23 protein-coding genes, 1 tRNA gene and 1 pseudogene are annotated in these 26,486 nt (G+C 68.5%); 17 read left to right on the forward strand and 8 right to left on the reverse strand.

What is annotated here, in order from left to right:
* Positions 1–449 precede the first annotated feature (449 nt).
* From BN971_RS00670 to BN971_RS00685, 4 genes are read left to right on the forward strand one after another with little or no spacing between them, the layout of a single operon-like run.
* Positions 450–1,871, forward strand: coding sequence for an ATP-binding cassette domain-containing protein (locus BN971_RS00670; protein WP_428978051.1), 1,422 nt, complete (start codon positions 450–452; stop codon positions 1,869–1,871).
* Positions 1,868–2,719 carry an energy-coupling factor transporter transmembrane component T family protein gene (locus tag BN971_RS00675; RefSeq protein WP_085182910.1) on the forward strand — a complete coding sequence of 284 codons (852 nt, stop codon included), beginning with the start codon at positions 1,868–1,870 and terminating at the stop codon, positions 2,717–2,719. The genes BN971_RS00670 and BN971_RS00675 overlap by 4 nt, the downstream gene beginning before the upstream one ends.
* Positions 2,720–2,760: 41 nt before the next feature.
* On the forward strand, positions 2,761–3,213 hold the full coding sequence (locus BN971_RS00680) for an SRPBCC family protein (protein ID WP_085182909.1): 453 nt from the start codon (positions 2,761–2,763) through the stop codon (positions 3,211–3,213).
* Complete coding sequence (locus BN971_RS00685) at positions 3,206–5,020, forward strand: sulfatase-like hydrolase/transferase (protein WP_090349716.1); 1,815 nt, start codon at positions 3,206–3,208, stop codon at positions 5,018–5,020. Before BN971_RS00680 ends, BN971_RS00685 begins: the two co-directional genes overlap by 8 nt.
* A gap of 12 nt (positions 5,021–5,032) precedes the next feature.
* On the opposite strand, the gene BN971_RS00690 is transcribed toward BN971_RS00685, so the two are convergent.
* Positions 5,033–5,965: a quinone oxidoreductase family protein gene (locus tag BN971_RS00690; protein WP_085182907.1), complete on the reverse strand. Its 933-nt coding sequence runs from the start codon at positions 5,963–5,965 to the stop codon at positions 5,033–5,035.
* A gap of 147 nt (positions 5,966–6,112) precedes the next feature.
* Between BN971_RS00690 and BN971_RS00695 the strand changes: the two genes are divergently transcribed.
* Entirely contained in the window at positions 6,113–6,547 is a 435-nt protein-coding gene (locus tag BN971_RS00695; protein ID WP_085182906.1) for a MarR family winged helix-turn-helix transcriptional regulator, read from the forward strand.
* 37 nt (positions 6,548–6,584) lie between these two features.
* On the opposite strand, the gene BN971_RS00700 is transcribed toward BN971_RS00695, so the two are convergent.
* The gene (locus BN971_RS00700) at positions 6,585–7,031 is read right to left on the reverse strand and encodes an Rv2324 family transcriptional regulator (RefSeq protein ID WP_085182905.1); all 447 of its coding nucleotides are present in this window, start codon (positions 7,029–7,031) and stop codon (positions 6,585–6,587) included.
* A 122-nt stretch (positions 7,032–7,153) separates the two neighbouring features.
* Between BN971_RS00700 and ddaH the strand changes: the two genes are divergently transcribed.
* The 4 genes from ddaH to BN971_RS00720 all read left to right on the forward strand — a co-directional run bounded on the left by ddaH (position 7,154) and on the right by BN971_RS00720 (position 11,571).
* Entirely contained in the window at positions 7,154–8,005 is an 852-nt protein-coding gene (ddaH, locus tag BN971_RS00705) for a dimethylargininase (RefSeq protein WP_085182904.1), read from the forward strand.
* Positions 8,002–9,237, forward strand: a complete 1,236-nt coding sequence (rocD, locus tag BN971_RS00710) for an ornithine--oxo-acid transaminase (RefSeq protein WP_085182903.1) — start codon at positions 8,002–8,004, stop codon at positions 9,235–9,237. The genes ddaH and rocD overlap by 4 nt, the downstream gene beginning before the upstream one ends.
* Before the next feature lie 61 nt (positions 9,238–9,298).
* Positions 9,299–10,708 (forward strand): amino acid permease, encoded by a 1,410-nt coding sequence (locus BN971_RS00715; RefSeq protein ID WP_372512068.1) that lies wholly within the window; start codon positions 9,299–9,301, stop codon positions 10,706–10,708.
* The gene (locus BN971_RS00720) at positions 10,705–11,571 is read left to right on the forward strand and encodes a universal stress protein (RefSeq protein WP_085182901.1); all 867 of its coding nucleotides are present in this window, start codon (positions 10,705–10,707) and stop codon (positions 11,569–11,571) included. The genes BN971_RS00715 and BN971_RS00720 overlap by 4 nt, the downstream gene beginning before the upstream one ends.
* A 101-nt stretch (positions 11,572–11,672) precedes the next feature.
* On the opposite strand, the gene BN971_RS00725 is transcribed toward BN971_RS00720, so the two are convergent.
* The 3 genes from BN971_RS00725 to BN971_RS00735 form a co-directional block, all read right to left on the reverse strand.
* The gene (locus BN971_RS00725; protein WP_085182900.1) at positions 11,673–12,992 is read right to left on the reverse strand and encodes an ABC transporter substrate-binding protein; all 1,320 of its coding nucleotides are present in this window, start codon (positions 12,990–12,992) and stop codon (positions 11,673–11,675) included.
* Between the two features lie 70 nt (positions 12,993–13,062).
* Positions 13,063–13,887 (reverse strand): carbohydrate ABC transporter permease, encoded by an 825-nt coding sequence (locus BN971_RS00730; protein WP_085182899.1) that lies wholly within the window; start codon positions 13,885–13,887, stop codon positions 13,063–13,065.
* Complete coding sequence (locus tag BN971_RS00735) at positions 13,874–14,758, reverse strand: carbohydrate ABC transporter permease (RefSeq protein ID WP_085182898.1); 885 nt, start codon at positions 14,756–14,758, stop codon at positions 13,874–13,876. The genes BN971_RS00730 and BN971_RS00735 overlap by 14 nt, the downstream gene beginning before the upstream one ends.
* 46 nt (positions 14,759–14,804) lie before the next feature.
* Here BN971_RS00735 and BN971_RS00740 point away from each other — a divergent pair, with 46 nt between their 5' ends.
* The 4 genes from BN971_RS00740 to BN971_RS00755 are packed head-to-tail and all read left to right on the forward strand — an operon-like array spanning position 14,805 to position 19,099.
* A complete protein-coding gene (locus BN971_RS00740) occupies positions 14,805–16,322 on the forward strand; it encodes a TldD/PmbA family protein (protein WP_085182897.1) in 1,518 nt (505 codons plus the stop codon).
* Positions 16,319–17,692, forward strand: coding sequence for a metallopeptidase TldD-related protein (locus BN971_RS00745; protein ID WP_085182896.1), 1,374 nt, complete (start codon positions 16,319–16,321; stop codon positions 17,690–17,692). Before BN971_RS00740 ends, BN971_RS00745 begins: the two co-directional genes overlap by 4 nt.
* A gap of 40 nt (positions 17,693–17,732) precedes the next feature.
* Positions 17,733–18,560: a carboxymuconolactone decarboxylase family protein gene (locus tag BN971_RS00750; RefSeq protein WP_085182895.1), complete on the forward strand. Its 828-nt coding sequence runs from the start codon at positions 17,733–17,735 to the stop codon at positions 18,558–18,560.
* Positions 18,561–18,580: 20 nt separating this feature from the next.
* Complete coding sequence (locus BN971_RS00755; RefSeq protein ID WP_245837035.1) at positions 18,581–19,099, forward strand: nitroreductase family deazaflavin-dependent oxidoreductase; 519 nt, start codon at positions 18,581–18,583, stop codon at positions 19,097–19,099.
* 22 nt (positions 19,100–19,121) lie between these two features.
* Here the strand turns inward: BN971_RS00755 and BN971_RS00760 are convergent, their stop codons facing one another.
* Positions 19,122–20,420: a DUF7159 family protein gene (locus BN971_RS00760; protein ID WP_139027019.1), complete on the reverse strand. Its 1,299-nt coding sequence runs from the start codon at positions 20,418–20,420 to the stop codon at positions 19,122–19,124.
* Positions 20,421–20,600: 180 nt separating this feature from the next.
* On the opposite strand from BN971_RS00760, the gene BN971_RS00765 reads away from it, so the two are divergent.
* Both BN971_RS00765 and BN971_RS24365 read left to right on the forward strand, forming a co-directional pair.
* Positions 20,601–20,674: transfer RNA gene (locus BN971_RS00765), tRNA-Ile, on the forward strand.
* Between the two features lie 116 nt (positions 20,675–20,790).
* Positions 20,791–20,928: pseudogene (locus tag BN971_RS24365) on the forward strand (IS481 family transposase); the annotation flags it as partial.
* A 158-nt stretch (positions 20,929–21,086) separates the two neighbouring features.
* Here the strand turns inward: BN971_RS24365 and BN971_RS00770 are convergent.
* Both BN971_RS00770 and BN971_RS00775 read right to left on the reverse strand, forming a co-directional pair.
* Positions 21,087–21,539, reverse strand: a complete 453-nt coding sequence (locus BN971_RS00770) for a TIGR03618 family F420-dependent PPOX class oxidoreductase (protein WP_085182892.1) — start codon at positions 21,537–21,539, stop codon at positions 21,087–21,089.
* A complete protein-coding gene (locus BN971_RS00775; RefSeq protein WP_169718657.1) occupies positions 21,536–22,558 on the reverse strand; it encodes an SDR family NAD(P)-dependent oxidoreductase in 1,023 nt (340 codons plus the stop codon). The genes BN971_RS00770 and BN971_RS00775 overlap by 4 nt, the downstream gene beginning before the upstream one ends.
* Before the next feature lie 441 nt (positions 22,559–22,999).
* On the opposite strand from BN971_RS00775, the gene BN971_RS00780 reads away from it, so the two are divergent.
* Both BN971_RS00780 and BN971_RS00785 read left to right on the forward strand, forming a co-directional pair.
* The gene (locus BN971_RS00780; RefSeq protein ID WP_085182913.1) at positions 23,000–23,635 is read left to right on the forward strand and encodes a TetR/AcrR family transcriptional regulator; all 636 of its coding nucleotides are present in this window, start codon (positions 23,000–23,002) and stop codon (positions 23,633–23,635) included.
* A gap of 107 nt (positions 23,636–23,742) precedes the next feature.
* Complete coding sequence (locus BN971_RS00785) at positions 23,743–26,289, forward strand: excinuclease ABC subunit UvrA (protein ID WP_085182890.1); 2,547 nt, start codon at positions 23,743–23,745, stop codon at positions 26,287–26,289.
* Positions 26,290–26,486: the final 197 nt, after the last annotated feature.

Genomic DNA, 26,486 nt, shown 5'->3' on the forward strand with positions numbered 1-26,486 from the left:
ATCGGTACCGGCTGCGTGTGCTGGTGGCCGCGACCTTCGCCGGCTCGGTCATCGCGTTCCTGATCGCCGGTGCCGGCGGTCTCTCGGCCATCGTCACCAGCGCCTACATCGGCGGCCTGACCGGCATCGTCAAACGCAAGCGTCGCGGTGCGCCGACGGTGATCGTGACCGGCCTGATCGCCGGGTTCTTGTTCGCCGGTTTCGAGATCGGGATCGTGGCGCTGCTCAGCCGGCTCCGGCACCTGGCCTTCGCCGCGATCTCCGCGAACTTCGAGGGCATCGCCGCGGCGCTCAACTCCGTGCACCTGCACGCGGCCGCCGGGCTCGTGAAGCGCTATCTCGACCTTGGCCTGCACTACTGGCCTTGGGTGCTGCTCGTCTTCTTCGTCACCTCGGTGTTGATCATGTCCCTGATCGGCTGGTGGGCGCTGTCGCGCGTGCTGGAGCGGATGTATGGCATCCCCGACGTCCACAAGCTCGACGCCCCGGCCGGGGACGTGGCCGGGGGCCGCCCGGTGGGGCCGGTTCCGGTGCGGCTCGACAACGTGCGCTTCCGCTACCCGGGCGCCGCGCAGGATGCGCTCAGCGAGGTCAGCCTGGATCTCGGGCCCGGTGAACACCTGGCGGTCACCGGCGCCAACGGTTCGGGCAAGACGACGCTGATGCTGATCCTGGCCGGCCGCGAGCCGACGTCGGGCACCGTGCAGCGCCCCGGGGCGGTGGGGCTGGGCAAGCTCGGCGGTACGGCGATCGTCCTGCAGCACCCCGAAAGCCAGGTCCTGGGAACGCGGGTCGCCGACGACGTGGTGTGGGGCCTGCCGCCGGGCGCGGATGTCGATGTGCCGCAACTGCTTCAGGAGGTCGGCCTGGACGATCTGGCCGAGCGCGACACCGGAAGCCTGTCCGGCGGTGAGCTGCAGCGCCTCGCGCTGGCCGCGGCGCTGGCCCGGGAGCCGGCGCTGCTGATCGCCGACGAGGTCACCAGCATGGTGGACCAGCAGGGCCGCGACACGCTGCTCGGCGTGCTGTCCGGACTCACCAAACGGCACCGGACCGCCCTGGTGCACATCACCCACTACAACAACGAGGCGAGCAGCGCCGACCGCACGATCGACCTGAGCGACTCGCCGGACAACACCGAGATGGTGGAGACCGCGAGCGCGCCGGCGGCGACCGTCGCTGTCGATCACGGCCACGGCGCGCCGGTGCTCGAACTCATCGGTGTGGGGCACGAATACGGCAACGGTTCGCCGTGGGCCAAGACGGCGCTGCGCGATGTCAGCTTCGTGGTCGAGCAGGGCGACGGCCTGCTGATCCACGGCGGCAACGGATCCGGGAAGTCGACCCTGGCGTGGATCATGGCCGGGCTCACGGTTCCCACCTCGGGCGCCTGCCTGCTCGACGGCAGGCCGACCCACGAGCAGGTCGGCGCGGTCGCGTTGTCGTTCCAGGCGGCCAGGCTGCAGTTGATGCGCAGCCGAGTGGACCTGGAAGTGGCGTCGGCGGCGGGCTTTTCGCACCGCGACCGGGAACGGGTGACCGCGGCGCTCGCCCTCGTCGGGCTGGATCCGGCGTTGGCCAAGCGGCGCATCGACCAGCTCAGCGGCGGACAGATGCGCAGGGTGGTGCTGGCCGGACTGCTCGCCCGCTCGCCGCGCGCGCTGATTCTGGACGAGCCGCTGGCCGGGCTCGACGCCGTCAGTCAGCGCAGGCTGCTGCGGCTGCTGGAAGACCTGCGCCGCGAACGGGAACTGACGGTCGTCGTCATCTCGCACGACTTCGCCGGGCTGGAGGACTTGTGTCCGCGCACGTTGCACCTCAACAACGGCCTGCTGGAACAAGTCCCGGCGGCGGCGGGGGGCCGGCCATGACCACCAACGCCGCCCAAACCGCGCATCGGGCGCGACGCCCCCAGCGCCCGGTGGTGCTGCTCGTTCCCGTGCCCGGAACCTCTCCCATCCACGAACTGTGGGCCGGCACCAAGCTGCTCGTGGTTTTCGGGATCTCGGTGTTGCTGACCTTCTACCCGGGGTGGGTGACGATCGGGTTGGTGGCGGCGCTGGTGTTTGTGGCCGCCAGGCTGGCCCGCATTCCCCGCGGCGCCGTGCCGTCGGTCCCGCGGTGGTTGTGGGTCGCGTTGGCCCTGGGCGGGATCACGGCCGCGCTGGCCGGCGGCAGCCCGAAGATCCCGATCGACGGGGTGCATATCGAGCTCGGGGGCGCGTTGAACTTCCTGCGGATCACCGCGCTGTCGATCGTGCTGCTCGCGTTGGGGGCGATGGTGTCCTGGACCACCAACGTCGCCGAAATCGCGCCCGCCCTGGCGACGCTGGGACGACCGCTGCGCCCGCTGCGCGTGCCCGTCGACGAGTGGGCGGTCGCGCTGGCCCTCGGCCTGCGTGCCTTCCCGATGCTGATCGACGAATTCCAGGTGCTCTACGCCGCGCGGCGGCTGCGCCCCAAACGGATCCCGCGCAGCCGCAAGGCCCGCCGCCGGCGGCACGCGGTGGAGCTGATCGACCTGCTGTCCGCGGCCATCACGGTCACGCTGCGACGGGCCGACGAAATGGGCGATGCGATCACCGCGCGGGGCGGCACCGGCCAACTCACGGCCAACCAGCCGCGTCCGAAACTGGCCGACTGGGCGACGTTGGCGATCGTGGCCGCCGTCGGCGGCTCGGCCGTGATCCTCGAAACGTTGGTGCACGCGAGTCAGTAAAACCAGCCTGCGGCGGGCCGCCTCTCGCGTAGCTTGAGCGGGTGGCCGAGATTCAGCGCACGCGCGTCATCGCCGCCAGCCCCCGGGAAATCTGGGACCTCCTCGCCGACTTCGGTGCGATCAGCTCGTGGGCCGGCAACGTCGACCACTCCTGCATCCTGCATTGCGGGGCCGACGGCGCGCCCCTCGGCACCGCCCGCCGGGTCCAGGTCAAGCGCGACGCGTTCGTCGAGCGCATCATCGAGTTCCAGCCGCCGCGCGCCCTGGCGTATGAGATCGAGGGGTTGCCCCGGCGCCTGCGCCGGGTGGTCAACCGTTGGACGGTGGAGCCGGCCGCGGGGGACTCGGCCCTGGTGACCCTGGCCAGCACGGTCGAAATCGGTTCCCGCAGAAGCCAAAAGCTGGCCGAGAATGCGCTGTGTCGCTTCCTCGCCAGGCAGTCCGACGCGATGCTCACCGGGCTCGCGAACCGATTGGAGGACGCCCGTGTCTGATCGTCCCGACGTCATCATCGTCATGACCGACGAGGAGCGCGCGGTACCGCCGTACGAGGCTCCCGACGTGCTCGCGTGGCGCGATCGAATCCTGGCCGGGCGCAAGTGGTTCGACGATCACGGCGTCAGCTTCGCGCGGCACTACACCGGCTCGCTGGCCTGTGTGCCCAGCCGCCCGACGATCTTCACCGGGCAATACCCGGACCTGCACGGCGTCACCCAGACCGACGGCCTCGGCAAGTCGGCCGACGACTCCCGCATGCGCTGGCTGCGCCAGGGCGAGGTGCCGACGCTGGGCAACTGGTTTCGCGGCGCCGGGTACGACACCCACTACGACGGCAAGTGGCACATCTCGCACGCCGACCTCACCGACCCGGCGACCGGCCGTCCCCTGGCCACCAACGACGACGACGGCGTCGTCGACCACGCCGCGGTGCGGCGCTACCTCGACGCCGATCCCCTGGCGCCGTTCGGCTTTTCGGGATGGGTCGGCCCCGAGCCGCACGGGGCGGAGCTGGCCAACGCCGGCGTGCGTCGCGATCCGCTGATCGCCGACCGGGTGGTGGCGTGGCTGGCCGACCGCTACGCTCGCCGCCGCGCCGGCGACGCGGCCGCGCTGCGCCCCTTCCTCCTGGTCGCCAGCTTCGTCAATCCCCACGACATCGTGCTGTTCCCCACCTGGTCGCGACGGGGCCCGCTGCAGCCGTCACCTCTGGACCCGCCGCCGGTGCCCCCCGCGCCGACCGCGGACGAGGACCTGTCGACCAAGCCGGCCGCGCAGATCGCGTTTCGCGAGTCCTACTACTCCGGCTACGGCCCGGCCCCGGCGATCGAGCGGATCTACGAACGCAACGCGCAGCGCTACCGCGATCTGTACTACCGACTGCACGCCGAGGCGGACGGCGCCATCGACCGCGTCCGCAGGGCCGTCACCGAGGGCGGCTCCGCGCACGCGGTTCTGGTGCGCACGGCCGATCACGGTGATCTGCTGGGCGCCCACGGCGGACTGCACCAGAAGTGGTTCAACCTCTACGACGAGGCCACCCGCGTCCCGTTCGTCATCGCCCGCATCGGCGAACGGGCGAGTACGCCGCGCGTCGTCACGGCGCCGACCTCGCACGTCGACCTGGTCCCGACGCTGCTGGGCGCCGCCGGCCTGGATGACGCCGCCATCGGCGCGGTCGCGGCGAGATTGGCCGAGTCCTTCTCGGAGGTGCACGAACTGCCGGGCCGCAACCTCATGCCCATCGTCGACGGGGAACAGGCCGACGAGGCGCGGTGCGTCTACCTGATGACGCGCGACAACGTCCTCGAAGGCGACACCGGCGCTTCGGGATTGGCGCGCCGGCTGAAACGCACCGTCAATCCGCCCGCGCCCCTGCGGATCAGGGTGCCCGCTTACACCGCGTCGAATTTCGAGGGCCTCGTCGTCCGCGTCGACGGCGTGCCCGGGGGCGCGGGACACCTCTGGAAGCTGGTGCGCACCTTCGACGATCCCGGCACGTGGACCGAACCCGGGGTCCGACAGCTCGCGGCCACGGGCCTCGGGGGAGAGGTTTACCGGACGTCCCCGCTCGATGACCAGTGGGAGCTCTACGACCTGACCGCCGACCCGATCGAGGCGGTGAACCGCTGGACGGATCCGGAATTGGATGACCTGCGCCGGCACCTGCGGACGCAACTCAAGCAGGTGCGGACCGATTCGGTGCCCGAACGAAACCGGCCGTGGTCCTACGCATCTCGGCGGCCACCAAGCCCGCGGCCGTCACGGCTGGCGCGCTGGCTGGGCGGTCGCCCGAGCAGGTGATGGTTCCCTGGGTCAGGGAAGAAACACCAGGCGTTCGTCTCCCCCGAGGGTTTGTGTCCATGCCGCGGTGACGTCGCTCAGCGGAGCCGTGCGGGTGCGCACGTCGAATGCTCCCTCGGTGACGGCTTCGGCGATCTTGGCAATCTCTGTGCGGAAGTGGTGGCCGGACACTGATCCGATGCCGCTTCCGACGACCTGTAGGCGAGTCGACCGGAGCGCGGCGGAGATGATCTCGGCGCCGGGTCCCGCCATCGAACCGACTTCTATCCAGATGAGGTCTTTGCCCCGGTCGCGACGGTGCGTGAGAAGGTCGACCATGCCCTTTGCGGTCGGTTGGCCCCACACGTAGTCGATGACGACATCGACGTCGCCGGCCATGTCGAGCTGGTCAAGGGTGAGAACGCGGTCGGCGCCTAGGGCTTTCAATCCGTTGAGCCGCTGGGGATTTCGACCGGCGGCGATGACCTCCCCGGCGCCGAAGCGCTTTGCGACCTGTATCGCCATGCGTCCGGCGTTGCCCGTCGCCCCCAGGATCAGCACGCGCGATCCCCGCTTGAAGTCGATCCGGTGCCGCAGCGCCACCCATGAGGACATCGCCGGATTCACCGCGGCCGCGACGGCAATCGGGTCGGCGTGCCTGGGCAGTGCCACGCTGCGGTCTTTGTCGATGACCGTGCGCTGCGCCATGGTGCCCAGCGTGGTGTCGTCGAGCAGCGCGTAATAGTGCCTTCCCCGGGAATCGCGGACCACGGCATCGATACCGGGCACGAGCGGAAGCTCGCCGGTGCTGGAGTAGTGCGACCCGTCCGCCTGGGAACGGACTCGCGGATGCAGTGCCGTCGCGACGACGTCGACGACCAGTTCGCCGGAGTGCTGCGGCACCGGGTCGGGAAAGTCGTCGTAGCCGGGTGGCCTGTCGAACGAGCTGACAACGGCGGCTTTCATGGGTCATCTCTTTCTGGTCCCACCCGGGGCGCTTGCGTAATCGGGCTCCCCGCGGATCGTCCCGGCGAGAAGCTGCTTGGTAAATACATCGTATTGCGAACTATTATATTTCGCAATACGATATATATGGAGGTAGGGTGATGAGTCATGACCGCCGACCGGACGCCCGGCCCTCAGCTTTCCGGCGACTTGCGAGACGCACTGGTGCAAATGTCTTTTGCGTTGATGGCGGCGCTTACCGAAGTGGCCGCCGAACATGACCTCTCGCTGACGCAACTCCGAATGCTGGGGATCATGCGCGATCGCGAACCCACCATGACCGACCTGGCGACCTATACCGGGCTGGAGCGCTCGACAGTCAGCGGGCTCATCGATCGCGCGGCCCGGCGCGGCCTCGTGGTCAAGTTCTCCCACCCCGTCGACGGCCGCTCGGTGCGGGTGCGGCTCACCGTGCGGGCCCGCCGTCTGGAACGTGATGTCACCGCGGCGATCGCCGAGCGGGTTGCGCCGTTGACGGGTCGGCTCAACACCGCCGAGAGGAAGCGGCTCACGACATTGCTGAACAAAGCGCTCGGCCTATGACGCCGCCGCGGCAAGGGCATTGGGCCGCGGTTCTCCGCTAGGGGCGCGTCCGGTCGATCAGGTTGGACAGCACGACGATGCTTTCGCTGCGCTCGACGTCGGCGCTCGAGCGGATCCGCTCCAGCGCCACCTCCAGGTGTGCCATGTCGCGGGCCAAGACGTGCAGCATCGCGTCCGACGTGCCCGTTACCGTCGCGGCGCTGACCACCTCGGGGATGTCCACCCACGCGGCGCGCAGCTCGTCAGGTGCGATCCTGCCGTGGCAGAACACCTGCACGTAGGCCTCGGTGTTCCAGCCCAGGGCGTTGCGGTCGACGACGGTGGTGAAGCCCTTGATCACACCGCTGTCGATCATCCGGTCGACGCGGCGCTTCACCGCCGGCGCGGACAGATTCACCTTCTGCCCGATCTCGGCGAAGGTGGCGCGCGCATGCTCGGCGAGCTCGGCGAGGATGCGCTCGTCGGTCTCGTCCAGCCGGTCCATGCGTCCTCCCGCGCTTGGCGCGCAATAAATTGCTACTAACACCATTTTAGCGCAATAGATGGCGGGTAGACACGCAACAGCCGTCGTTTGATTGTGTCGAGGGGCCCAAATACCGTTGTTGTATGAGGGACCACCGTGCCGCCGTTGCGGCCCCGGAACGACACGGCGCCGGTCGCGCGTCGCGCCCACGCCGCTACGCCATGACCCCGCCCACCTTCTTCGCGGTCGAGTACGCGATCAACCCGTGGATGGACGTCACCACACCCGTCGACGTCGAACTCGCGCACGCGCAATGGGAGGCTCTGCGCCAGACCTACCGGCGGCTGGGCCATCACGTGGACGTGATCGAGCCCGTGGCGGGGCTGCCCGACATGGTCTACGCCGCCAACGGCGGTCTGATTGCCGGCGATGTGGCCATCGTCGCGCGGTTTCGATTCGCCGAGCGGGCCGGTGAATCACAGGCGTACGCCGAATGGATGTCATCGCTGGGCCATCGGCCCGTGACCACACGGCACGTCAACGAGGGACAGGGCGACCTGCTGATGATCGGTGAAACGGTGTTGGCGGGCCACGGGTTTCGCACCGACCGGCGTGCGCACGCCGAGATCTCGGCGGCGCTGCGGGTGCCGGTGGTCTCGCTGGAGCTGGTGGACCCGCGTTTCTATCACCTCGACACCGCGCTTGCCGTTCTCGACGACCGCACGATCGCGTTCTACCCGCCGGCATTCAGCTCCGCGGCGCAGGACCGTTTGCGCGCGCTGTTTCCCGACGCGATCGTCGTCGCGAGCGCCGATGCCTACGTGCTCGGGCTCAACGTCGTCTCCGACGGCCTGCACGTGGTGCTTCCTTCTGCCGCAACGGGATTCGCGGCACAGCTGCGCGCGGCCGGCTTCGAACCGGTCGGTGTCGAACTGTCGGAGCTGCTCAAGGGCGGCGGTTCGGTCAAGTGCTGCACCCTGGAGGTATTCCCATGACGATTGTCGACACCCCGCGTGAGACGGCCGTCACCGACGCGATCGCGTTGGTCGAACGGCATGCGGCGCACAACTACTCGCCGCTGCCGGTGGTGGCATCGAGCGCCGAGGGCGCCTGGATCACCGACGTCGACGGGCGGCGGTACCTGGACTGCCTGGCCGCGTACTCGGCGGTGAACTTCGGCCATCGCAACCCCGAGATCACCGCGACCGCGCACGCGCAGCTGGACACGCTCACGCTGGTGAGCCGTGCCTTCCATTCCGACAACCTCGGGCCGTTCTGCGCCGCCCTCGCCGGGTTGTGCGGAAAAGAGATGGTGCTGCCGATGAACTCGGGCGCCGAGGCCGTCGAGAGCGGTCTCAAGGTCGCGCGCAAGTGGGGCGCCGAGGTCAAGGGCGTCCCGCCCGGGCGGGCCAACGTCATCGTGGCGCACAACAACTTCCATGGCCGCACGATCAGCATCGTCAGCTTCTCCACGGATCCGTTGGCCCGCGACGGCTTCGGACCGTTCACCCCGGGGTTCCGCTCGGTGCCGTTCGGTGACGCCGCGGCCCTGGCGCGGGCGGTCGACGACGACACGGTGGCGGTGCTGTTGGAGCCGATCCAGGGTGAGGCGGGCATCATCGTCCCGCCCAACGACTACCTCCCGACCGTGCGCGCGCTGTGCAGCGAGCACAACGTGCTGATGATCGCCGACGAGATCCAGTCCGGGCTGGCGCGCACCGGCTACACGTTCGCCTGCGACCGGTGGGGCGTCGTGCCGGACGTCTACCTGCTGGGCAAGGCACTCGGCGGCGGCGTGGTCCCGCTGTCGGCGGTGGTCGCGGACCGCGACATCCTGGGCGTACTGCGCCCCGGTGAGCACGGTTCGACGTTCGGCGGCAACCCGATGGCCGCCGCGATCGGCAGCACGGTGGTTTCGATCCTGGCCCGCGGGGAATTCCAGGCCCGTTCGGCTGCATTGGGTGCGCACCTGCACGGGCGGCTGAGGGAACTCATCGGTGACGGCGTGCTGGCCGTGCGCGGTTTCGGCTTGTGGGCCGGGGTCGATGTCGATCCGTCGCTGGCCACCGGCAAGGAAATGAGCCTGCGGTTGGCCGACCGCGGCGTGTTGGTCAAGGACACGCACGCCTCGACGCTGCGGTTTGCTCCGCCGCTGGTGGTCACCGCCGGGGAGATCGACTGGGCGGTCCGTCAGTTAGCGTTGGTGTTGCGGGAGGCCGGCCCATAGCCAGCTGATTCAGCGACAGGAGGCGCACTTGGCAGCTACGTCGATCGGCCTGACGGAACAGATGCTGCGGCGGCGCCCGGTGGGCGGCGCGCGCGCGGCAAGCGGTGCCGCGGACGATCTCAAGCGCAGTATCGGCGTGTTCCAGCTGACCATGTTCGGCGTCGGGTCGACCGTCGGCACCGGCATCTTCTTCGTCATGTCGCAGGCCGTGCCGGAAGCGGGGCCGGCCGTGATCGTCTCCTTCCTGATCGCCGGGCTCGCGGCCGGGCTGGCGGCCATCTGCTACGCCGAATTGGCCTCGGCCGTCCCCGTTTCGGGTTCGTCATATTCGTACGCCTACACCACCATGGGCGAATTCGTCGCGGTCGGCGTCGCCGCCTGCCTGTTGCTGGAGTACGGCGTCTCCACCGCGGCGGTCGCCGTCAGCTGGAGCGGCTATCTCAACAAATTGCTGCGCAATGTCTTTGGCGCGCCGTTGCCGCACGCGTTGTCGGCCGCCCCCTGGGAGGCGCAACCGGGCTACGTGAATCTTCCGGCCATCGTCCTGATCGGGATGTGCGCGCTGCTGCTCATCCGCGGCGCCAGCGAGTCGGCCAAGGTCAACGCGATCATGGTGGTGATCAAACTCAGCGTCCTGCTGATGTTCGTGGTCATCGCCCTGACCGCCTTCGATGCCGATCACCTCAAAGGGTTTGCGCCCTTCGGGGTTTCGGGCGTCGGCTCGGCGGCCGGAACCATCTTCTTCTCCTACATCGGACTGGACGCGGTCTCGACGGCGGGCGACGAGGTGAAGGATCCGCAAAAGACCATGCCGCGGGCGATCATCGCGGCGCTGCTGACCGTCGCGACCGTGTACCTGCTCGTCGCGGTGGCCGCGCTGGGCTCCCAGCCGTGGCAAAACTTCGCCGGTCAGCAGGAGGCCGGGCTGGCCACCATCCTGGAGAACGTCACGCATGGGCGTTGGGCCAGCACGATTCTCGCCGCGGGGGCGGTGATTTCGATCTTCAGCGTCACGCTGGTCACCATGTATGGGCAGACCCGCATCCTGTTCGCGATGGGTCGCGACGGGCTGTTGCCCACCCGGTTCGCGGCCGTCAGCGCGAGGACGATGACCCCGGTGAACAACACGGCGATCGTCGCCGTCGTCACCGCGATCCTGGCCGCCGTGATACCGCTCGACAAGCTGGCGGACATGGTGTCGATCGGCACGCTCACCGCCTTCACCGTCGTCTCCCTCGGGGTGATCGTGTTGCGGGTGCGCCAGCCCGATCTGCCCCGGGGATTCAAGGTGCCCGGCTACCCCGTCACGCCGGTCCTTTCAGTGCTGGCATGCGGCTACATTCTCGCCAGCCTGCACTGGTACACCTGGATCGCCTTCAGCGGATGGGTCTCGGTCGCCTTGATCTACTACGTCGTCTGGGGCCGACATCACAGCGCGCTCAACGACTCTCCGGCCCGGGAGGCCCCGTGACCGTCGTCGTCGGATACCGGGCCGGCAACGTCGGCCTGTCGGGCCTGCACCTGGCTACGCGCATCGCGCGGACATTGCACACCTCGCTCACGGTGGCGACGATCGTGCCCAAGCCGTGGCTCCCGAACGTCGACCCCGAATACGAGCAGTGGGTGCAGGGCCTGGCGGCGGCATCCGCGAACGAGGCGGCACAGCATCTCCGCGATGTCACCGAGGGCGTCGACGTCATCTACGTCGACCGGGCGCACCGGTCGGTGTCGGGCGGGCTGCTCGAGCTCATCGACGAGCTCGAGGGCGAGATGCTGGTGCTGGGGGCGTTGCCCAGCGGCGGCCCCGGGCAGGTGGTGATCGGGTCGACCGCTGACTGGCTGCTGCACGCATCGCCCGTGCCGGTGGCGATCAGCCCCGCCGAATACCGTTCGGGCGCTGGACGATTGACGCGACTGACGTGCGCCTATTCGGCCACCTCGGACACGGTCGACGTCGTGCGGCGCTGCGTCGAGTTCGGGGAACGATTGGGCGTGCCGTTGCGGGTGATCACCTTCGCGGTCCGGGGTAGGACGATGTATCCGCCCGAGGTGGGTCTGCACGCCGAGGACGCGATCCTGCAGGCGTGGGCGTCGCAGGCCCGCGACATCCTCGCCGGCCTCAAGACCGACGACATCGTTGGCGATGAGGTTGAGCTGCAGGTGGTCACGGGCCGCAGCTGGAGGGAGGCGTTGGACCGGGCGGACTGGCAGGAGGGCGAGATCATGGCCCTGGGCACTCGGCCGCGCGGCGACATCAGCAGGGTGTTCCTGGGGTCGCGCAGCGGCAAGATCATCCGCGGGAGTCCCGTCCCGGCGCTGGTGTTGCCGGGCTAGCGTCTGTTTCGCCCTGTGCCAGCCGCCGAGCGTGAAACTGGTTTCACGTTGGGCGCCGAGCGTGAAGCCAGCTTCACGCTCGGGCCGGGAACCCTGCCGGGTTAGCGCAGGGCCGCGGCGTTGGCCGCGGCCTGGGCCTGCCTCAGCGTCGCTTCGACATCGCCTCTGCCCAGGAACATTTCGTCGAAATACGGTTGCAGCGCCGTCTCGCCCGCGGCGAACCCGGCACCGCCCGGGGCCGGGATGCGGGGGCCGTTCAGCACGGCGAAAAACGGCGTGACGTCGACGCCGCGGGATGCCCAGTAGCGGAAGTAGACCGGTTGAGCCGACAGCACCGCCGGGATGGCCGCGCCGTTGCGCCCCAGGTATTCGTTACCCTCGCGGCTGCCCATCCAGGCCAGCACCTGGCGCACCGCGCCTGGGTGCCGCGTCTTGGCGTTGCCGGCCGCGGCGATGCCGTTGGTGACGCTCACCCGGCCCACCGGTCCGGCGGGCATCATCGTCACGCCCCAGCGGAATCCGGCGTCGCGGGCCACGGGCGCCAGGCTGTAAGTACCGGACTGGAACAGCGCCATTCGGCCGGCCAGGAACTGGTTGCGGGAGAAGTCGCCGTTGTCGTTGGTGTCCGACGCGGGCGGAGCGACGTGGTCGGCGTTGATCAGGTTGACCAGGTACCGGAAGGCCTGCACCGCAGCGGGATTGTCGAAGGCGAACCTGTCGCCCTGCTGGAACACGCCCCCGGCCGACCCGATGTAGTTGAGGTAGATGCCCTGCGGATCGTTGGCGGCGTTGTAGCCCCACTGGCGGACGCGGCTGCCGTCGAAACCTCTGGTGTCCGCGCGGGTTCCGTTCTGGTCGACGGTGAGCCGGGCCAGCAGTGGGCGCAGGGTGTCGTCGGCGCCGGGGCTCCACCGCAGCCCGTCCAGCTCGTCGGGACCCACGCCCGCCGCGGCCAGCAGGTCGGCGTTGTAATACAGCGCGATTCCCGCGTCGGTCAACTGCGGTACCCCCCACAGCCCGCCGCCGCGGCTGAACTGGTTGACCACCGCGGCGTCCCAGTCGGAGGCGGCGCCGGTATCGACCTTCAGGAGCCGGCCGCTGTCGGCGTACCCGGCGAGGTAGGAGTTGGACAGCCAGAAAATGTCGTCGGCGCTGTCGCCGGCGACGTCGGTGCGCAGGGTGTTGAAGTATGTCGAGTACGCCACCAGGTTGATGTGCACCTCGATGTCCGGGTGGGCGCGGCTGAAGGCTGCGAACGACTGCCGGTAGGCGTCGGCGATCTGGTCGGCCCAGATGCGAACCGTGACGACGGTCTTGCCGCCGCGCGGCGTGTAGTTCATCAGCATCGCCGCGACCGCCAGCAGCACCGCGACGAGCGCGACCCCCGCGGCGACCAGCGTGGAAAACCGCGGCCTGCTCATGGACGGCGCCGAGAGTGCCGCAGCGGTCGCAAATCGGCCGGATTGACGGCCCCCACCGCGCCGTCGCCGCTCACTTGAGCCCCGAGACCAGGATCGAGGCGACGATGTGGCGCTGGAAGCCGACGAACAGCGCGACCAGCGGGACGATCGCGATCGTCGTCGCCGCCATCACCAGCGTCCACTGTGAGTTGAACCGCGATTGCAGATCGGCCGTCGCGACCGTGAGCACCCGCCACTTGTGGCCGCTGGTGATCACAAGAGGCCACATGAAGTTATTCCATTGCGAGACAACGGTGATCAGCGCCAGGGCGGCCAGCACCGGACGGCTGGAGGGGACGATGACGTGCACGATCACGTCCAGGGTGTTGGCGCCGTCGAGCCGGGCGGCGTTGATCAGGTCGTTCGGGATGAGGCGAAAGTGCTCGCGCAACAGGAAGATCGCGTAGGGGGAGCCGAACACGAAGGGCAGCACCAACGCCCAGAACGTGTTGCGCAGCCCGAGTTGGGCCATCATGAGGTACATCGGCACGACGGTCACGGTTGCCGGCACCATCAGGGTGGCGATGTAGACCCAGAACAGCGCGTCGCGCCCGGGAAACTCCAGGCGCGCGAACGCGTACGCGGCCAGCACGGAAAACGTCAGCTGGCCGACCAGGATCACCGCGGTCATCAGCGCGGTCACCGCCGCCGCCCGGCCGAAACCGGCGTCGGCGAGGTCGACGTAGTTGGAAAGCGTGGGCGGACGTGGCATCTGCAGCGGCGTGCCGGTGACGAACTGGTGCGCCGAGGTGAACGAGGTCAACAAGCCAAGGCAGAAGGGCGCCAACGTGATCAGCGCACCCAGCGCCAGCCCGGCGTAGAGCACGGCGTTGGAGACGCGGTTAGGTGAGGTCATAGCTGATCCGCCGCCGGAAATACAGGTGCTGGACGAACGTGACGCCGATCAGGATGACGAACAGCACCACCGCCATCACCGCTGCCCGGCCGATGGCCGCCGAGCCGAACGCCTCGGCGTAGATGCGGTGCGCCACCAGGTCGGTGCTGCCGCCCGGTCCGCCGCCGGTGAGCGCGTAGACCATGTCGAAAACCTGTGCGGTGCTGACGATTCCGGTCACCAGGACGAAGAACGTGGTCGGCCGCAGCATGGGCAGCGTGATGCGCCGGAACCGCTGCCAGGCGGTGGCGCCGTCGGTGCGGGCGGCGGCGTGGATGTCGTCGGGAATGGCCAGCAGGCCCGCCAGGAACGACAGCGACACGTAGCCGACGTTGGTCCACACGACGACGGCCGACACCAGCGGCAGCGCGAAGCTGGGGTCCGACAGCCAGTCGATGCGGTGGCCGAGCACGGTGCTGACCGCGCCGTCGGTGGGCGCCAGGATCCACCGCCACAGCACGGCGATCGCCAGCGGGGCGCAGATCCATGGCAGCACGTACAGGGTGCGAAACAGCCCCGTGCCCGGCAGCCGGCGCGCCAGCATCGACGCGGCCAGCAATCCCAGCACCGTCTGGGCCGGGACCACGATCGCCACGAACGCCGCGGTCACGACCAGCGAGTTGCCGAAGCCCGCATCGGCGAGCACCGAACGCCAGTTGGCCAGGCCCACGTAGTGCAGCGGGCCCAGCAGGTCCCACCGATACAAGCTGAGCCAGATCACGACCAGGATAGGCAGCAGCAAAAAGGCGAGGACGCCGAACAGGCTCGGTGCCAGCAGGGCGTAGGCCAGCGCCGGAGACCGGGGTTGTCTGCTGGAGGCGGCGCGGGCCATGGAGGTATTAAAGCGGTCGGCGACGGCCTGTCGATACGGTGGAGCGGTGACATCGAACCGGGGAATCGACCCCGACTTTCTGGGCCTGCCGCGCCATGAACTGGCCGACGCCGCCTTGTCCGCGGCCACCGCGGCCGGGGCCAGCTACGCCGACCTGCGGATTCACCGCCTGAGCTCCGAGACCATCCAGCTGCGTGACGGCGAACTGGAGACCTCGGTCGTCAGCCGGGAGGTCGGTATGGCTGTGCGGGTGATCGTCGACGGAACGTGGGGATTCGCCTCCCACGCGGAGTTGGCGCCGGCGGTCGCCGCGGAGACCGCTCGCCATGCGGTGCAGGTGGCGACCACGCTGGCGTCCCTCAACAACGAGCGTGTCGAGCTGGCGCCCGAGCCGGTCTACGCCGACGCGACCTGGGTGTCGGCCTACCGCATCGACCCGTTCGGCGTGTCGGCGGCCGACAAGATCGGGGTGCTGGAGGAGTACTCCGGGCGGCTGCTCGCTGCCGACGGCGTCGACCACGTGTCGGCCGGCCTGCACGCGGTCAAGGAGCAGACGTTCTACGCCGACACCTTCGGGTCGTCGATCACCCAGCAGCGGGTGCGGGTGTTGCCGTCGCTGGAGGCGGTGACCGTCGACGCGGCGGCCGGCTCGTTCGACTCGATGCGCACCCTGGCGCCGCCGATGGGGCGGGGCTGGGAGGCGCTGGCGGGCGACGAGGTGTGGAATTGGAGCGAGGAGCTCGCACAGCTGCCCGCGTTGCTGGCCGAAAAGGTCAAGGCGCCCAGCGTGACCCCCGGGCCGACCGACCTGGTGATCGATCCGAGCAACCTGTGGCTGACCATCCACGAATCCATCGGCCACGCAACGGAATACGACCGCGCGATCGGGTACGAGGCGGCCTACGCCGGGACGTCGTTCGCCACCCCCGACAAGCTGGGCACCATGCGCTACGGCTCGCCGGTGATGAACGTGACCGCCGACCGCACCGTCGAACACGGATTGGCCAGCGTCGGATACGACGACGAGGGCGTGGCCGCGCAGAGCTGGGACCTGGTGCGCGACGGGATGTTCGTCGGCTATCAGCTCGACCGGGTATTCGCGCTGCGCCTGGGGCAGCCGCGGTCCAACGGCTGCTCGTATGCCGATTCCGCGCATCACGTGCCGATCCAGCGGATGGCCAACGTGTCGCTGCAGCCCGCCGCCGAGGACATCAGCACCGACGCCCTCATCGCCCGCGTCCAGGACGGCATCTACATCGTCGGCGACAAGTCCTGGTCGATCGACATGCAGCGGTACAACTTTCAGTTCACCGGGCAGCGGTTCTTCCGGATCCGCAACGGCCGCCTCGACGGTCAGTTGCGCGACGTCGCGTATCAGGCCACCACCACCGACTTCTGGAATTCCATGGAGGCCGTGGGCGGCCCGTCGACTTGGCGGTTGGGCGGCGCGTTCAACTGCGGCAAGGCCCAGCCGGGCCAGATCGCCCCGGTCAGTCACGGCTGCCCGTCGGCGTTGTTCCGCGGTGTCAACGTGCTCAACACCCGGACCGAGGGCGGCCGATGATCACCCCGCAACACGTCGTCAACCTGGTGCTGGACGAGGCGACCAAGCTCGGCGGCGCCGAGGAGACCATGGTGCTGGTCACCGACTCCGTCCAGGCCACCTTGCGGTGGGCGGGCAATTCCATGACCACGAACGGGGTTTCGGTCAGCCGCAGCATCGCGGTGATCTCCGTCGTGCGCCGCGGCGAGAGCGCGCACATCGGCACGATGGTGTCCGCCGAAGTCGATCCGCGGGTGATTCCCGGGTTGGTGGCCGCGTCGCAGGAGGCGGCGCGGTCGGCGCCCGAGGCGGGCGACGCGGTGCCCCTGCTGGCGGATACGGGGGTGCCCGCCGATTGGGACGCGCCGGTGCCGGGCACCGGGCCGTTGGTGTTCGCCGATGTCGCCGACTCGTTGGGCCGCGGCTTCCGCGGCGCCGACCGACTGTACGGCTTTGCCCACCAGAGTGTTTCGACGACGTTCCTGGCGTCGTCGACCGGGCTGCGCCGGCGTTTCACGCAGCCCACCGGGGCGGTGGAGATCAACGCCAAGCGCGGCGAGGCCAGCGCGTGGGCGGGCATCGGCACCGCCGACTTCGTCGACGTGCCCACCGATTCGCTCCTCGAGGAGCTCTCGACGCGGCTCGATTGGGCCCAGCGGCGGGTGGATCTTCCGGCGGGGCGCTACGAGACGATCATGCCGCCGTCCACGGTGGCCGACATGATGATCTACATGGCCTGGTCGATGGCCGGCCGCGGCGCGGAGGAGGGGCGCACCGCGTTCTCCGCGCCCGGCGGCGGCACCCGGGTGGGGGAGCGGCTCACCGACTTGCCGCTGACGCTGTTCTCCGATCCGATGGCGCCCGGGCTGGCGTGCACGCCCTTCGTCGCGGCGAGCAGCTCGTCGGAGATGGTGTCGGTGTTCGACAACGGCCTGCAGATCGGCCAGGTGGAGTGGATCCGCGACGGCGTGATCAACGCGCTGGCCTATCCGCGCGCCACGGCGGCGAAGTTCGACGCCCCGGTGGCGGTGGCCGCCGACAACCTGGTGATGACCGGCGGATCCGCGACGCAGGCCGACCTGATCGCGAGCACCGAGCGCGGGCTGTTGCTGACCACCCTGTGGTACATCCGCGTCGTCGACCCCACCACGCTGTTGCTGACCGGCCTGACCCGCGACGGCGTCTACCTGGTCGAGGACGGCGAAGTGACCGCCGCGGTCAATAACTTCCGCTTCAACGAAAGCCCGTTGGACCTGCTGCGGCGGGCCAGCGAGGCCGGCGTCAGCGAGAAGACCCTGCCGCGGGAGTGGGGGGATTGGGCCACCCGGGCGGCCATGCCGTCGCTGCGGATACCGGACTTCCACATGTCGTCGGTGAGCCAGGCGCAATAGCCGATTGCCTTGGGGCCGGCCGGGTTCTAGCGTGTGAGGGATGCTGACGCGGTTGGTGGCGCTGTCGCCCGGTGACGGGCGCGTTTCTGCGCTGGTTCGACGGGTGTGCGCGCAGACGATGTCGTTGCCGCCCCTGCCCGCTCCCGTCGAGGTCGGTGAGCCCGCATCGGATGCCGAGGCCGTCATCGCCGAGTTCGCCGAACAGTTCAGCGCCGACGTCTCGGCCGTTACCGCCGAGCAGCGGTCCCGGCTGTGGCATTCCTTGGGCGACAACACCGTTGGCGCCGTGGTGCTGATGTACATCGCCGACTTCGTGCCCCGCGTTCGCGCGGGCCTGGAGGCGCTCGGCGTTGGGTCGGAGTATCTCGATTGGGTGAGCGGCCCCATCGCCTGGGACCACGCCACCGAGCCGTCGGATCTGGTGTTCAACGAGTTCCTGCCCGCGGTGGCGCGGATGCGGGATCTCGACCCCGTCACCTCGGAGTTGGTGCGGCTGCGCGGGGCGGCCCAGCACAACTGCCGGCTGTGCAAGTCGTTGCGCGAGGGCAACGCACTGGACGCCGGCGGGTCGGAGACCCTGTACCGCGACATCGAGCGTTTCGAGACGTCGACGTTGCTCGACGAGCGCGCCAAAGCAGCGCTGCGGTATGTGGATGGGTTAATTTGGACGCCTGCGCACCTCGTCGCCGATGATGTCGCCGAGGTGCGCTCGGGGTTCTCCGAGGCCCAAGCCGTTGAACTCACCCTCGACGTCATGCGCAACGCCAGCAACAAGATCGCCGTGGCGCTCGGCGCCGACGCCCCGCGCGTCGAGGACGGCACCGAGCGTTACCTGATCGGCGCCGACGGCCAGGTGGTGTACAGCTGAGCCGCCGATAGGATCGGGCGGTGGCTTTCAGACGATTCAGTGCCTCGCGTGGCCGGCGTTTGCGCTGGGACGAGGCCCTGTTGGAGCGCGCGGCCACCAGCCGCCTCGGCTATATTCTCGGATCTCAGCTAGCGCCGCGCGTCGACAAACTGCTGATACCCCGGACAAACGGCCGGCTGAGCTCGATGGGGGTCAACAAGGTCGGGCTGGTCACGACGACCGGCGCGAAGTCGGGTCAGCCGCGCACCCAGCCGTTGACGTTGCTCGACGGCGGCGACGGGTTGCTCGCCATCGGATCCAACTACGGCCGCGAGAAGCACCCCTCCTGGAGCGCGAACCTGCTGGCCCATCCCGAATGCACGGTCGAATTGGGCGGGCCACCAAGGCCGTATCGCGCGGAGTTGCTCACCGGTGACGAGCGCGAGGCCGCGTGGGCCACGGCCGTCGACGTCTTCACCGGCTACGAGAACTACCGGAAGCGGTGTGCGCCGCGGCAGATCAGGATCTTCCGGCTGCGCCCCGCGGCAGGGGAAAGCTGAACCGCCGGTAGTTGGGCCCCGGCTACAGACCGGGAATCCCCGGCAGGCCCGGCAGCGGGATGTGCGGGAGGGGAATGGCCGGCGGTCCGACGGGAATCGGGGGACGCGGCGCGGGGATCGGCGGCCCGGCCGGAATCGGTGGCCGCAGCGCGGGGATCGGCGGTCCCGCGGGTGCGGGCGCCGGCGCCTTCAACGGTGCGGCCGGCGCCCTCGCCGGTATGGCTCGCGCTGGCGCCGGCGGAGGCGGCGCCGGTGTGGCGGGCGCGACGACGCTGGCGCCGATCTGCGGTCGCGTGTCGACGTGCGGCCGGATGGCGACCGCCAGCGACAGGACGAGGGCCACCACGCCGCCGACGAACAGCGCCATTACGCTCATCGCCGCGAGAAACGGCCTGGTGGTCCGCGGTTCCTCGGGCGCGGTAGCCAGGTCACCGGCGCCGGCGACGAAAGCGCCGGTATCGGCCGCCTGGACGGTCGTGGCGGCGGCGGCATCCTCGTCCGGGTCGGCGCTGTAGGCGAGGGCCGCCCCGCCCTCGATGCCGGAAACCTCCATGAGCGCGAGGGCCGCGGCGTGCGGGTTCACCGCGCCGGTGCCCGGGTCCTGCGCATACGCGATCGCGGCGGTCGACGACGAGAACAACGGCGGATGCGCCGACGCCAGCGCCGCCCCCCGGGCCAACGCGAGTTCGGGCTCCTCCGGTGTGCTGACCACCAGCGGGGTGGCCGCCTGCAGCTGACCCCTGATGGCCGCGATGTCGACCCCGTCCGAGCCGACGACGAACAAACCGTCCGGCCGCGGTTCCAGTGCCGCGGCATCGGCGGCCATCGCGGTCAACGCGGCCACCGCGTCGTATTCGTCATCGGGAAGCGCTTGGCGGCGCACATCGGCAACCGAACCGTCCGCCGTGTCGACGACAGCCATCGTGGCGGAGTATGGCTCGACCAGCAGCAGAGCGGTGTGGGCGTAGTGGGTCGTGTCGCCCACCGACTGGGCCAGCGCGGCCGCGGCCAGGAAGGCCGACACCAGCATGACTTTCTCGACCTTTTGGCCGGCCAGTAAGTCGCGCAAGGCCGCGGCCTCCGCGGGTTCGGTCCAGGTCACCCCGATCGAGGAGAGCCGGCAACCGCTGTCGACCGCGCCCTCCCGGGTACCCAGGATCGCCGAGACGACCTGCCCGGGCGCGGTCGACGTCGCCGAACTTTGGGCCGCGGGCACCTCGAACGTGTCGGTGTCGACCGTGACGCCCGCGCCGTGTTCGCCCTCGACCAGGACCATGCGGACCATCGTGGGCGTCATCGACACACCAAGTACGGTTTCCACCGCCCCTCCCCAGCTGGTCTACGAAAATCTCCGCCCCATATGCAGCCTAGCTCGCGGGTCGCGTACCAAAATGTCGGTGATCCCGCGGCGTCCGCCGACAAGTCGTGCCGTGCGAGCTGCCGGTATCCGCGCCCACGCCACCCCGGGCCTTCGGCTACCGTTTCCTACGGAATTGGATCGGGGGCGGTAGCTCAGTTGGTTAGAGCCGCGGACTCATAATCCGTTGGTCGCGGGTTCGAGCCCCGCCCGCCCCACTTCAGAGGGGCTGTATGACGTCGGGTGATGGTTGACATTTCTACTTCGGGTGATGCCTGACGTTGTTTCGGCTGATGCTTGACAGTTACTTCGGCTGATCCTTGACACTCCCTGGATGAGGGAGTTGAGCGTGGCTGAGCAGAGGTATCAGGCCGGGTTAGCGGTGATTAGCGACGGGTTGTCGATATCGCAGATCGTCGAGAAGGTGTGTGTGTGGCGCCACACGGTGCACGCGTGGTTGGCCCGCTATGAGGTGTGAAGAACTCCGTTGCTCTGGAGCACTTGCGCCTCCTCAACTCCACTGCGTCCGCGACGGCGAATCCGACGGCCGCCACGACGTCGGGCACCGTGCACAGCCCTGCTCTGGTGGTGACGCGACGTGCCCCCGAAACGCCTTGTGGTGCAACGTCATCAGTTGCTGTAGACGCGGTCGGGGCGGATAAGCACCGCTGCCCGGCGCTGCTCGGCCATCACGCGGTCGTATTCGTCCCAGTCGTCGTGTTCGCCGCCGGCTGCGGTGAAAATCGCTCGGAGCAAAAGCCGCAGCCCTTCGGCGTCCAGCCAGGGTTGGGGGTCGTCGGGTCCGGCGAGCTCGGTGCGCCCTTCGACCGCCGCCCATTGCCAACCGTTGCGGAAGGTGGCCGTGACTTGGGGTCGAGCCCGCAGGTTCGCCAGCTTGACAGGGCCTGACGCGACGAAGGCCAAGATGGTCTCGCCGGTCGCGGGATGGGCCAGGACGCCGGCGTTGACCAGCGATGACTGGATGGTGCCGTTGGTTCGCAATGTCGACACCACCACCAGGCCTTGCTCGAGGCTGGACAGGGATGCAGCTTCTTGAACGGTGATGGTAGTGGGGCCTGTCATGACAACCCACTTTCAGTGGGGTCAGACAACGCGCCATCCGTACCGACGGCGCGGGGTGACGGTTCTTGGTGTGAGCGTGGCTTCTTGGTGAAGCGATGAATGGCTTCGTCGGCATGCTGTTGTATTGCGGGGTCACAGAAGTCGGCGACGATCTCCGACTGATCCACTAGGGGCCCGGTGACCGCGCCCGGTCGGCTGGCATAGAACACGCCGCTGCGCAACTGTTCGTCGGTGACTCCGTCGACCAGCCGCTGCGCGCCCTTCTCCAACTGATGTCCGACCCCCAGCGCAGGAAGGACGTAGGGCAATAGAAGATGATTCATCACGGCCCGAGTGACGGGGCCCATGTCGCGCAATGCTTCGGTCCCCGCGGTGTTGCCGGGGCTCACGGTGAGCAGCCGCAGGTCGGGATGCTTTCGCGCCAGCGCTGACATCCACAACGCACCAAGGTATTTCACCTGCCCGTAAGCGAGGAACGTGTTGAATTTGTGCTGCTTGAAGAACGAACCGTCGATGACGCTGGCGAACTCCTCCACCGAGTGGTTCGCGAACGTGGGCCGCGGCATCCGCATCATGCGAACACCGCGCGCGGCTTCGCTGCCCACGAGGACCGCGGTGTTCGTCAGTGCCCCAGCGGCGAGGAGATTCTCAAGCAGTACGACGTGGCCCAGTACGTTGGAACCGAAGACATGCGTGACGCCATCAGCGGTGAGCGCCAGCGGTGTGGGGCCGCCGGTGCCGCCGGCATTCATGACGACCGAATGCAGTTCGCCATCTAACGTGCTCAGCGCTGATCTCACCGAGTCCAAGTCGGTGAGGTCCATTCGAACGACCGTGAAGATGGACCTGCCGGTGAGCCGCTCCAGCTCGGCGGCCGCGGACCGTCCGCTGTCCGTGTTGCGACACGCCAGATAGATCCTGTCGAAATCGCCGGCAAGAGCGAGCTGGCGGGCCACCTCCTTGCCGAGCCCCACATTGGCACCGGTGATCAGAACCGCCTTGGACGCCTTCGCAGCCATGTTGTTGCTTCCTCTCGACAAAAATGTATCGTTCGCTACAGTCTTATGGTGATGATGCGGCATGTCAACCCCTGGATAGCCTGTGCCCGAGAGCTGCACTGCACGCTTCATGTTCTTCGAAGTTATGGGACTAGAGCAGGTCTCGGAGTCACTCGACAACACCACGTCACAGCGCACTGGCGAGCAGCGCTGATGTATCCGCTCCATAAAATATCGGATATTGTGTAGTGACAAATACATAAATCGTGCGGTGTGGACGGTACACTGGCCTGCAGGTTGCCTCGGACGGGTTGGCACAGAACACGTGAGCTAGTCCGGCGTCCTATCTCGATCAGCACGGGCACCACGCACGGGAGCGCGGGGTAGCGCCAGACGAATCGGAAAGGGGGATCAGGTAGCGGGGTCCGCGGCGGCGGATCTCGCCGGACCTGGCCAAAAGTGATGGCAGCGAACGAATCGGTCACCGAGCCGCAACGGCTGACCCCCAAGGGGCGGGCCACGCGGGATCGGATCGTGGCAACAGCAGCGCAACTGATGTATGACCACGGTGTCGCCGGCACGAGTCTGGGCGACGTCCAGAAGGCGGCGGGCGTTGGCGCTTCGCAGGTGTATCACTACTTCGAGGACAAGGAATCCCTGATCAGGGCCGTTATCGCGTACCGCATCCACGCTCTGCTGACAACGCTCGGCGGGCTGGACAGCATGGAGGGGTTGCGGGCCTGGAGAGACTTGCTCGTCGGCACGCTTGGCCAGCGGAACTGTGCGGGCGGCTGCCCGGTCGGGTCGCTGGTCGGGGAGCTGGCCGAGCCCTTCCCGGAGTGTCGAGCCGACCTCGCCGATGGATTCGACCAATGGGAAACGGCGATCCGCGTAGGCCTACAGGCCATGTACGACCGGGGCGATCTGCGCCGCAAGGCCCGCCCCGACCGCCTGGCGACCGCGCTGTTGGCTGCGGTCGAAGGCGGCATCATGCTTGCGCAGGTGCGCCGCGACCCCGCGCCTCTGGAAACGGCACTCGATGAGGTGCTCGATCGCATCGAGGACCTCAGGCCCCGACGCGCGCCGGCCCGTCAGTAAGAGGGCAACACTGCCCCTCCCGTCACGCCATGTAGCGCGCGCCACCGGCGCGGACTCCTTCTCAGGAGTTTTCCTCGTCCGTCAGCATGGGTACTCGTCCGAGCGCGATGACAGAAAAGTCCCACCGGAGCACGGACGACATCGACCCTTGTGTGCGTGTTTACGGGACGCGGGTCCACAACCTGCGAGGTGTCGACGTCGCAGCGCCCCGCGACGCGCTAGTGGCGTTCACCGGGATCTCCGGATCCGGCAAATCGTCGTTGGCCTTCGGGACCATCTATGCCGAGGCCCAGCGCCGCTACTTCGAATCGGTCGCCCCCTACGCCCGTCGCTTGCTGCTGCCGGCCGGCGCGCCGAAGGTAGATGACATCACCGGGCTACCGCCAGCCGTCGCATTGCAGCAACGCCGCGGTTCGGCGACGTCGCGGTCGACGGTCGGCACCGTCACCACCCTGTCGAACCTGCTGAGGATGCTCTTCTCCCGCGCCGGAAGCTACCCGCCGGGGGCTACCGAAAGGCTCGACTCCGATGCGTTCTCCCCGAACACCGCGGTCGGGGCGTGCCCCGAATGCCACGGGCTCGGGCGGATCCACCGGGTGACCGAAGAGACGCTGGTGCCAGACCCGTCGCTGACCATTCGCGAAGGCGCAGTCGCAGCATGGCCGGGAGCCTGGCAGGGGCAGAACCTACGCGACATCCTGATCACGCTCGGCTACGACATCGACAAGCCATGGCGGAAACTTCCTAAGCGGCAACGCAACTGGATCCTGTTCACCGATGATCAGCCAACAGTCGAAATCGATCCGAGTCGGCATCCGGTGCAGGCGGATTATTACTACAACGGGACGTTCTCCAGTGCCGAACGCCACGTCCGCCACACGTTGGCCAACTCCCACAGCGCGATGATGCGTCGCCGTGTACTGCAATTCGTCGATACCGTCCCATGTCCGGTATGCGACGGTTCCGGGCTGCGGCCGGAGGCCCTGCAGGTGACATTCGCCGGGCGCACCATCGCCGACTATGTGGGGATGCCGTTGGCCGACCTTGCTGACACGTTGCGCCCAACGGCTTCTCGGACCGATGCCGCCGCCGCGTACGAGTCCACGGAATCCGGCGAGTTGACGGAAGTGGCGACGATGATCGCCGCCGACCTCGTCGCACGCCTGCAGGTACTCATCGATCTCGGCCTCGGCTATCTGACGCTGAGTCGCCGCACTCCGACAGTGTCACCCGGCGAATTGCAGCGGCTGCGGCTGGCCACCCAGCTTCGCGCCGGCTTGTTCGGCGTCCTTTACGTGCTCGACGAGCCGTCGGCCGGGCTGCACCCCGCCGACGCCGAACCGCTACTCGACGTCCTCGATCGCCTGCGGCGGGCGGGCAATTCGTTGTTTGTGGTCGAGCACGACATGGACGTGGTCCGTCGCGCCGATTGGGTCGTCGACGTCGGCCCCGGGGCGGGGGAGCTTGGCGGGAACGTGCTCTACAGCGGCCCGGTGCCGGGTCTCGCCGATATCGAGGAGTCGGTCACTCGCAGCTACCTTTTCGGGGGAGCCCGGCCGCCGACTCGTCATCCGCGCGCGCGGTCCGGGCAGCTGCGGTTGCGCGGGATTTGCTTTCACAATTTGCGGGACCTCGACGTGGACCTGCCGCTCGGTGTGTACACCGCTGTCACCGGAGTGTCCGGTTCAGGCAAGTCGACGCTCGTCGTCAAGGTCCTCGGCGATGTCGTGAACAGCCATCTCGGCACGGCACGCGCGGCCGAGCTGGCCGTCTCTGATGACGACGAAACTGAATCCGAGATTGTCGATCTCGATCATGACGCGAGCGTGGGTGTGACGGCCGAGGGGGTCGAGGAGATCAATCGGCTGGTGTCTGTTGACCAGCGCCCGATCGGACGCACGCCGCGCTCGACGCTGGCGACGTACACCGGCTTGTTTGACGCCGTGCGCCGCGAGTTCGCCGCGACCCCGAAGGCGCGTCGTCGCGGTTGGACCGCGGGGAGGTTTTCGTTCAACGTGGCCGAGGGTCGGTGCCCCACCTGTCAGGGGGAGGGGTTCGTGTCGGTCGAATTGTTATTCCTGCCAGGCACATACGCCACATGCCCGGCGTGTCAAGGTGCGCGCTACTCCGACGAGACACTCGAGGTGCGCTATCGCGGTAGGACGATCGCCGACGTGCTCGCGATGACCGTCGATGAGGCCTCGGAGTTTCTTGCCGACGTCACCAGCGCTTCGCGGAGTCTGACCACGCTGCGAGAGGTGGGACTGGGCTATCTCCGTCTCGGACAGCCCGCGACCGAGCTGTCCGGCGGCGAGGCGCAGCGGATCAAGCTCGCCTCAGAATTGCAGCGGCCTCGGCGAGGACACACCCTCTACGTCCTCGACGAGCCGACCACCGGGCTTCATCCCGCCGACGTGGATCTGCTGGATCGCCAATTGCACAGCCTGGTCGACGCGGGCAATACCGTAGTGGTGGCCGACCACGACATGCGCATGGTCGCAGGCGCCGACTGGGTGATCGATCTGGGACCGGGCGCTGGCAGCAACGGCGGTCAGGTGGTTGCGGCGGGGCCGCCGAAGAAGGTGGCAGGTGCAAGACACAGTCGCACGGCGCCGTACCTGGCGAAGCGGTTGGCGCCGTCTGTTACTCCGTGAACAAGTTGTCGTTCTTGACCAACCACTCGCGCTTCTTGTCGGACGCGCGCCCAGCTGCGCCATCCACCAGGTCTGTCCAGGTATCTGAGTTGCTTTGAGAGCAAACTAAGTTGGAACCGGCTCACCAATTGTGGCCACCGCACTGCGTTGCGGATGCCGGCTTCGGTGGTGATCAGTTCTTCACGGCGCCGTATCCG

The sequence above is a fragment of the Mycobacterium bohemicum DSM 44277 genome (genome assembly GCF_001053185.1).
In the GTDB taxonomy this organism is placed as follows: Bacteria; Actinomycetota; Actinomycetes; order Mycobacteriales; family Mycobacteriaceae; genus Mycobacterium; species Mycobacterium bohemicum.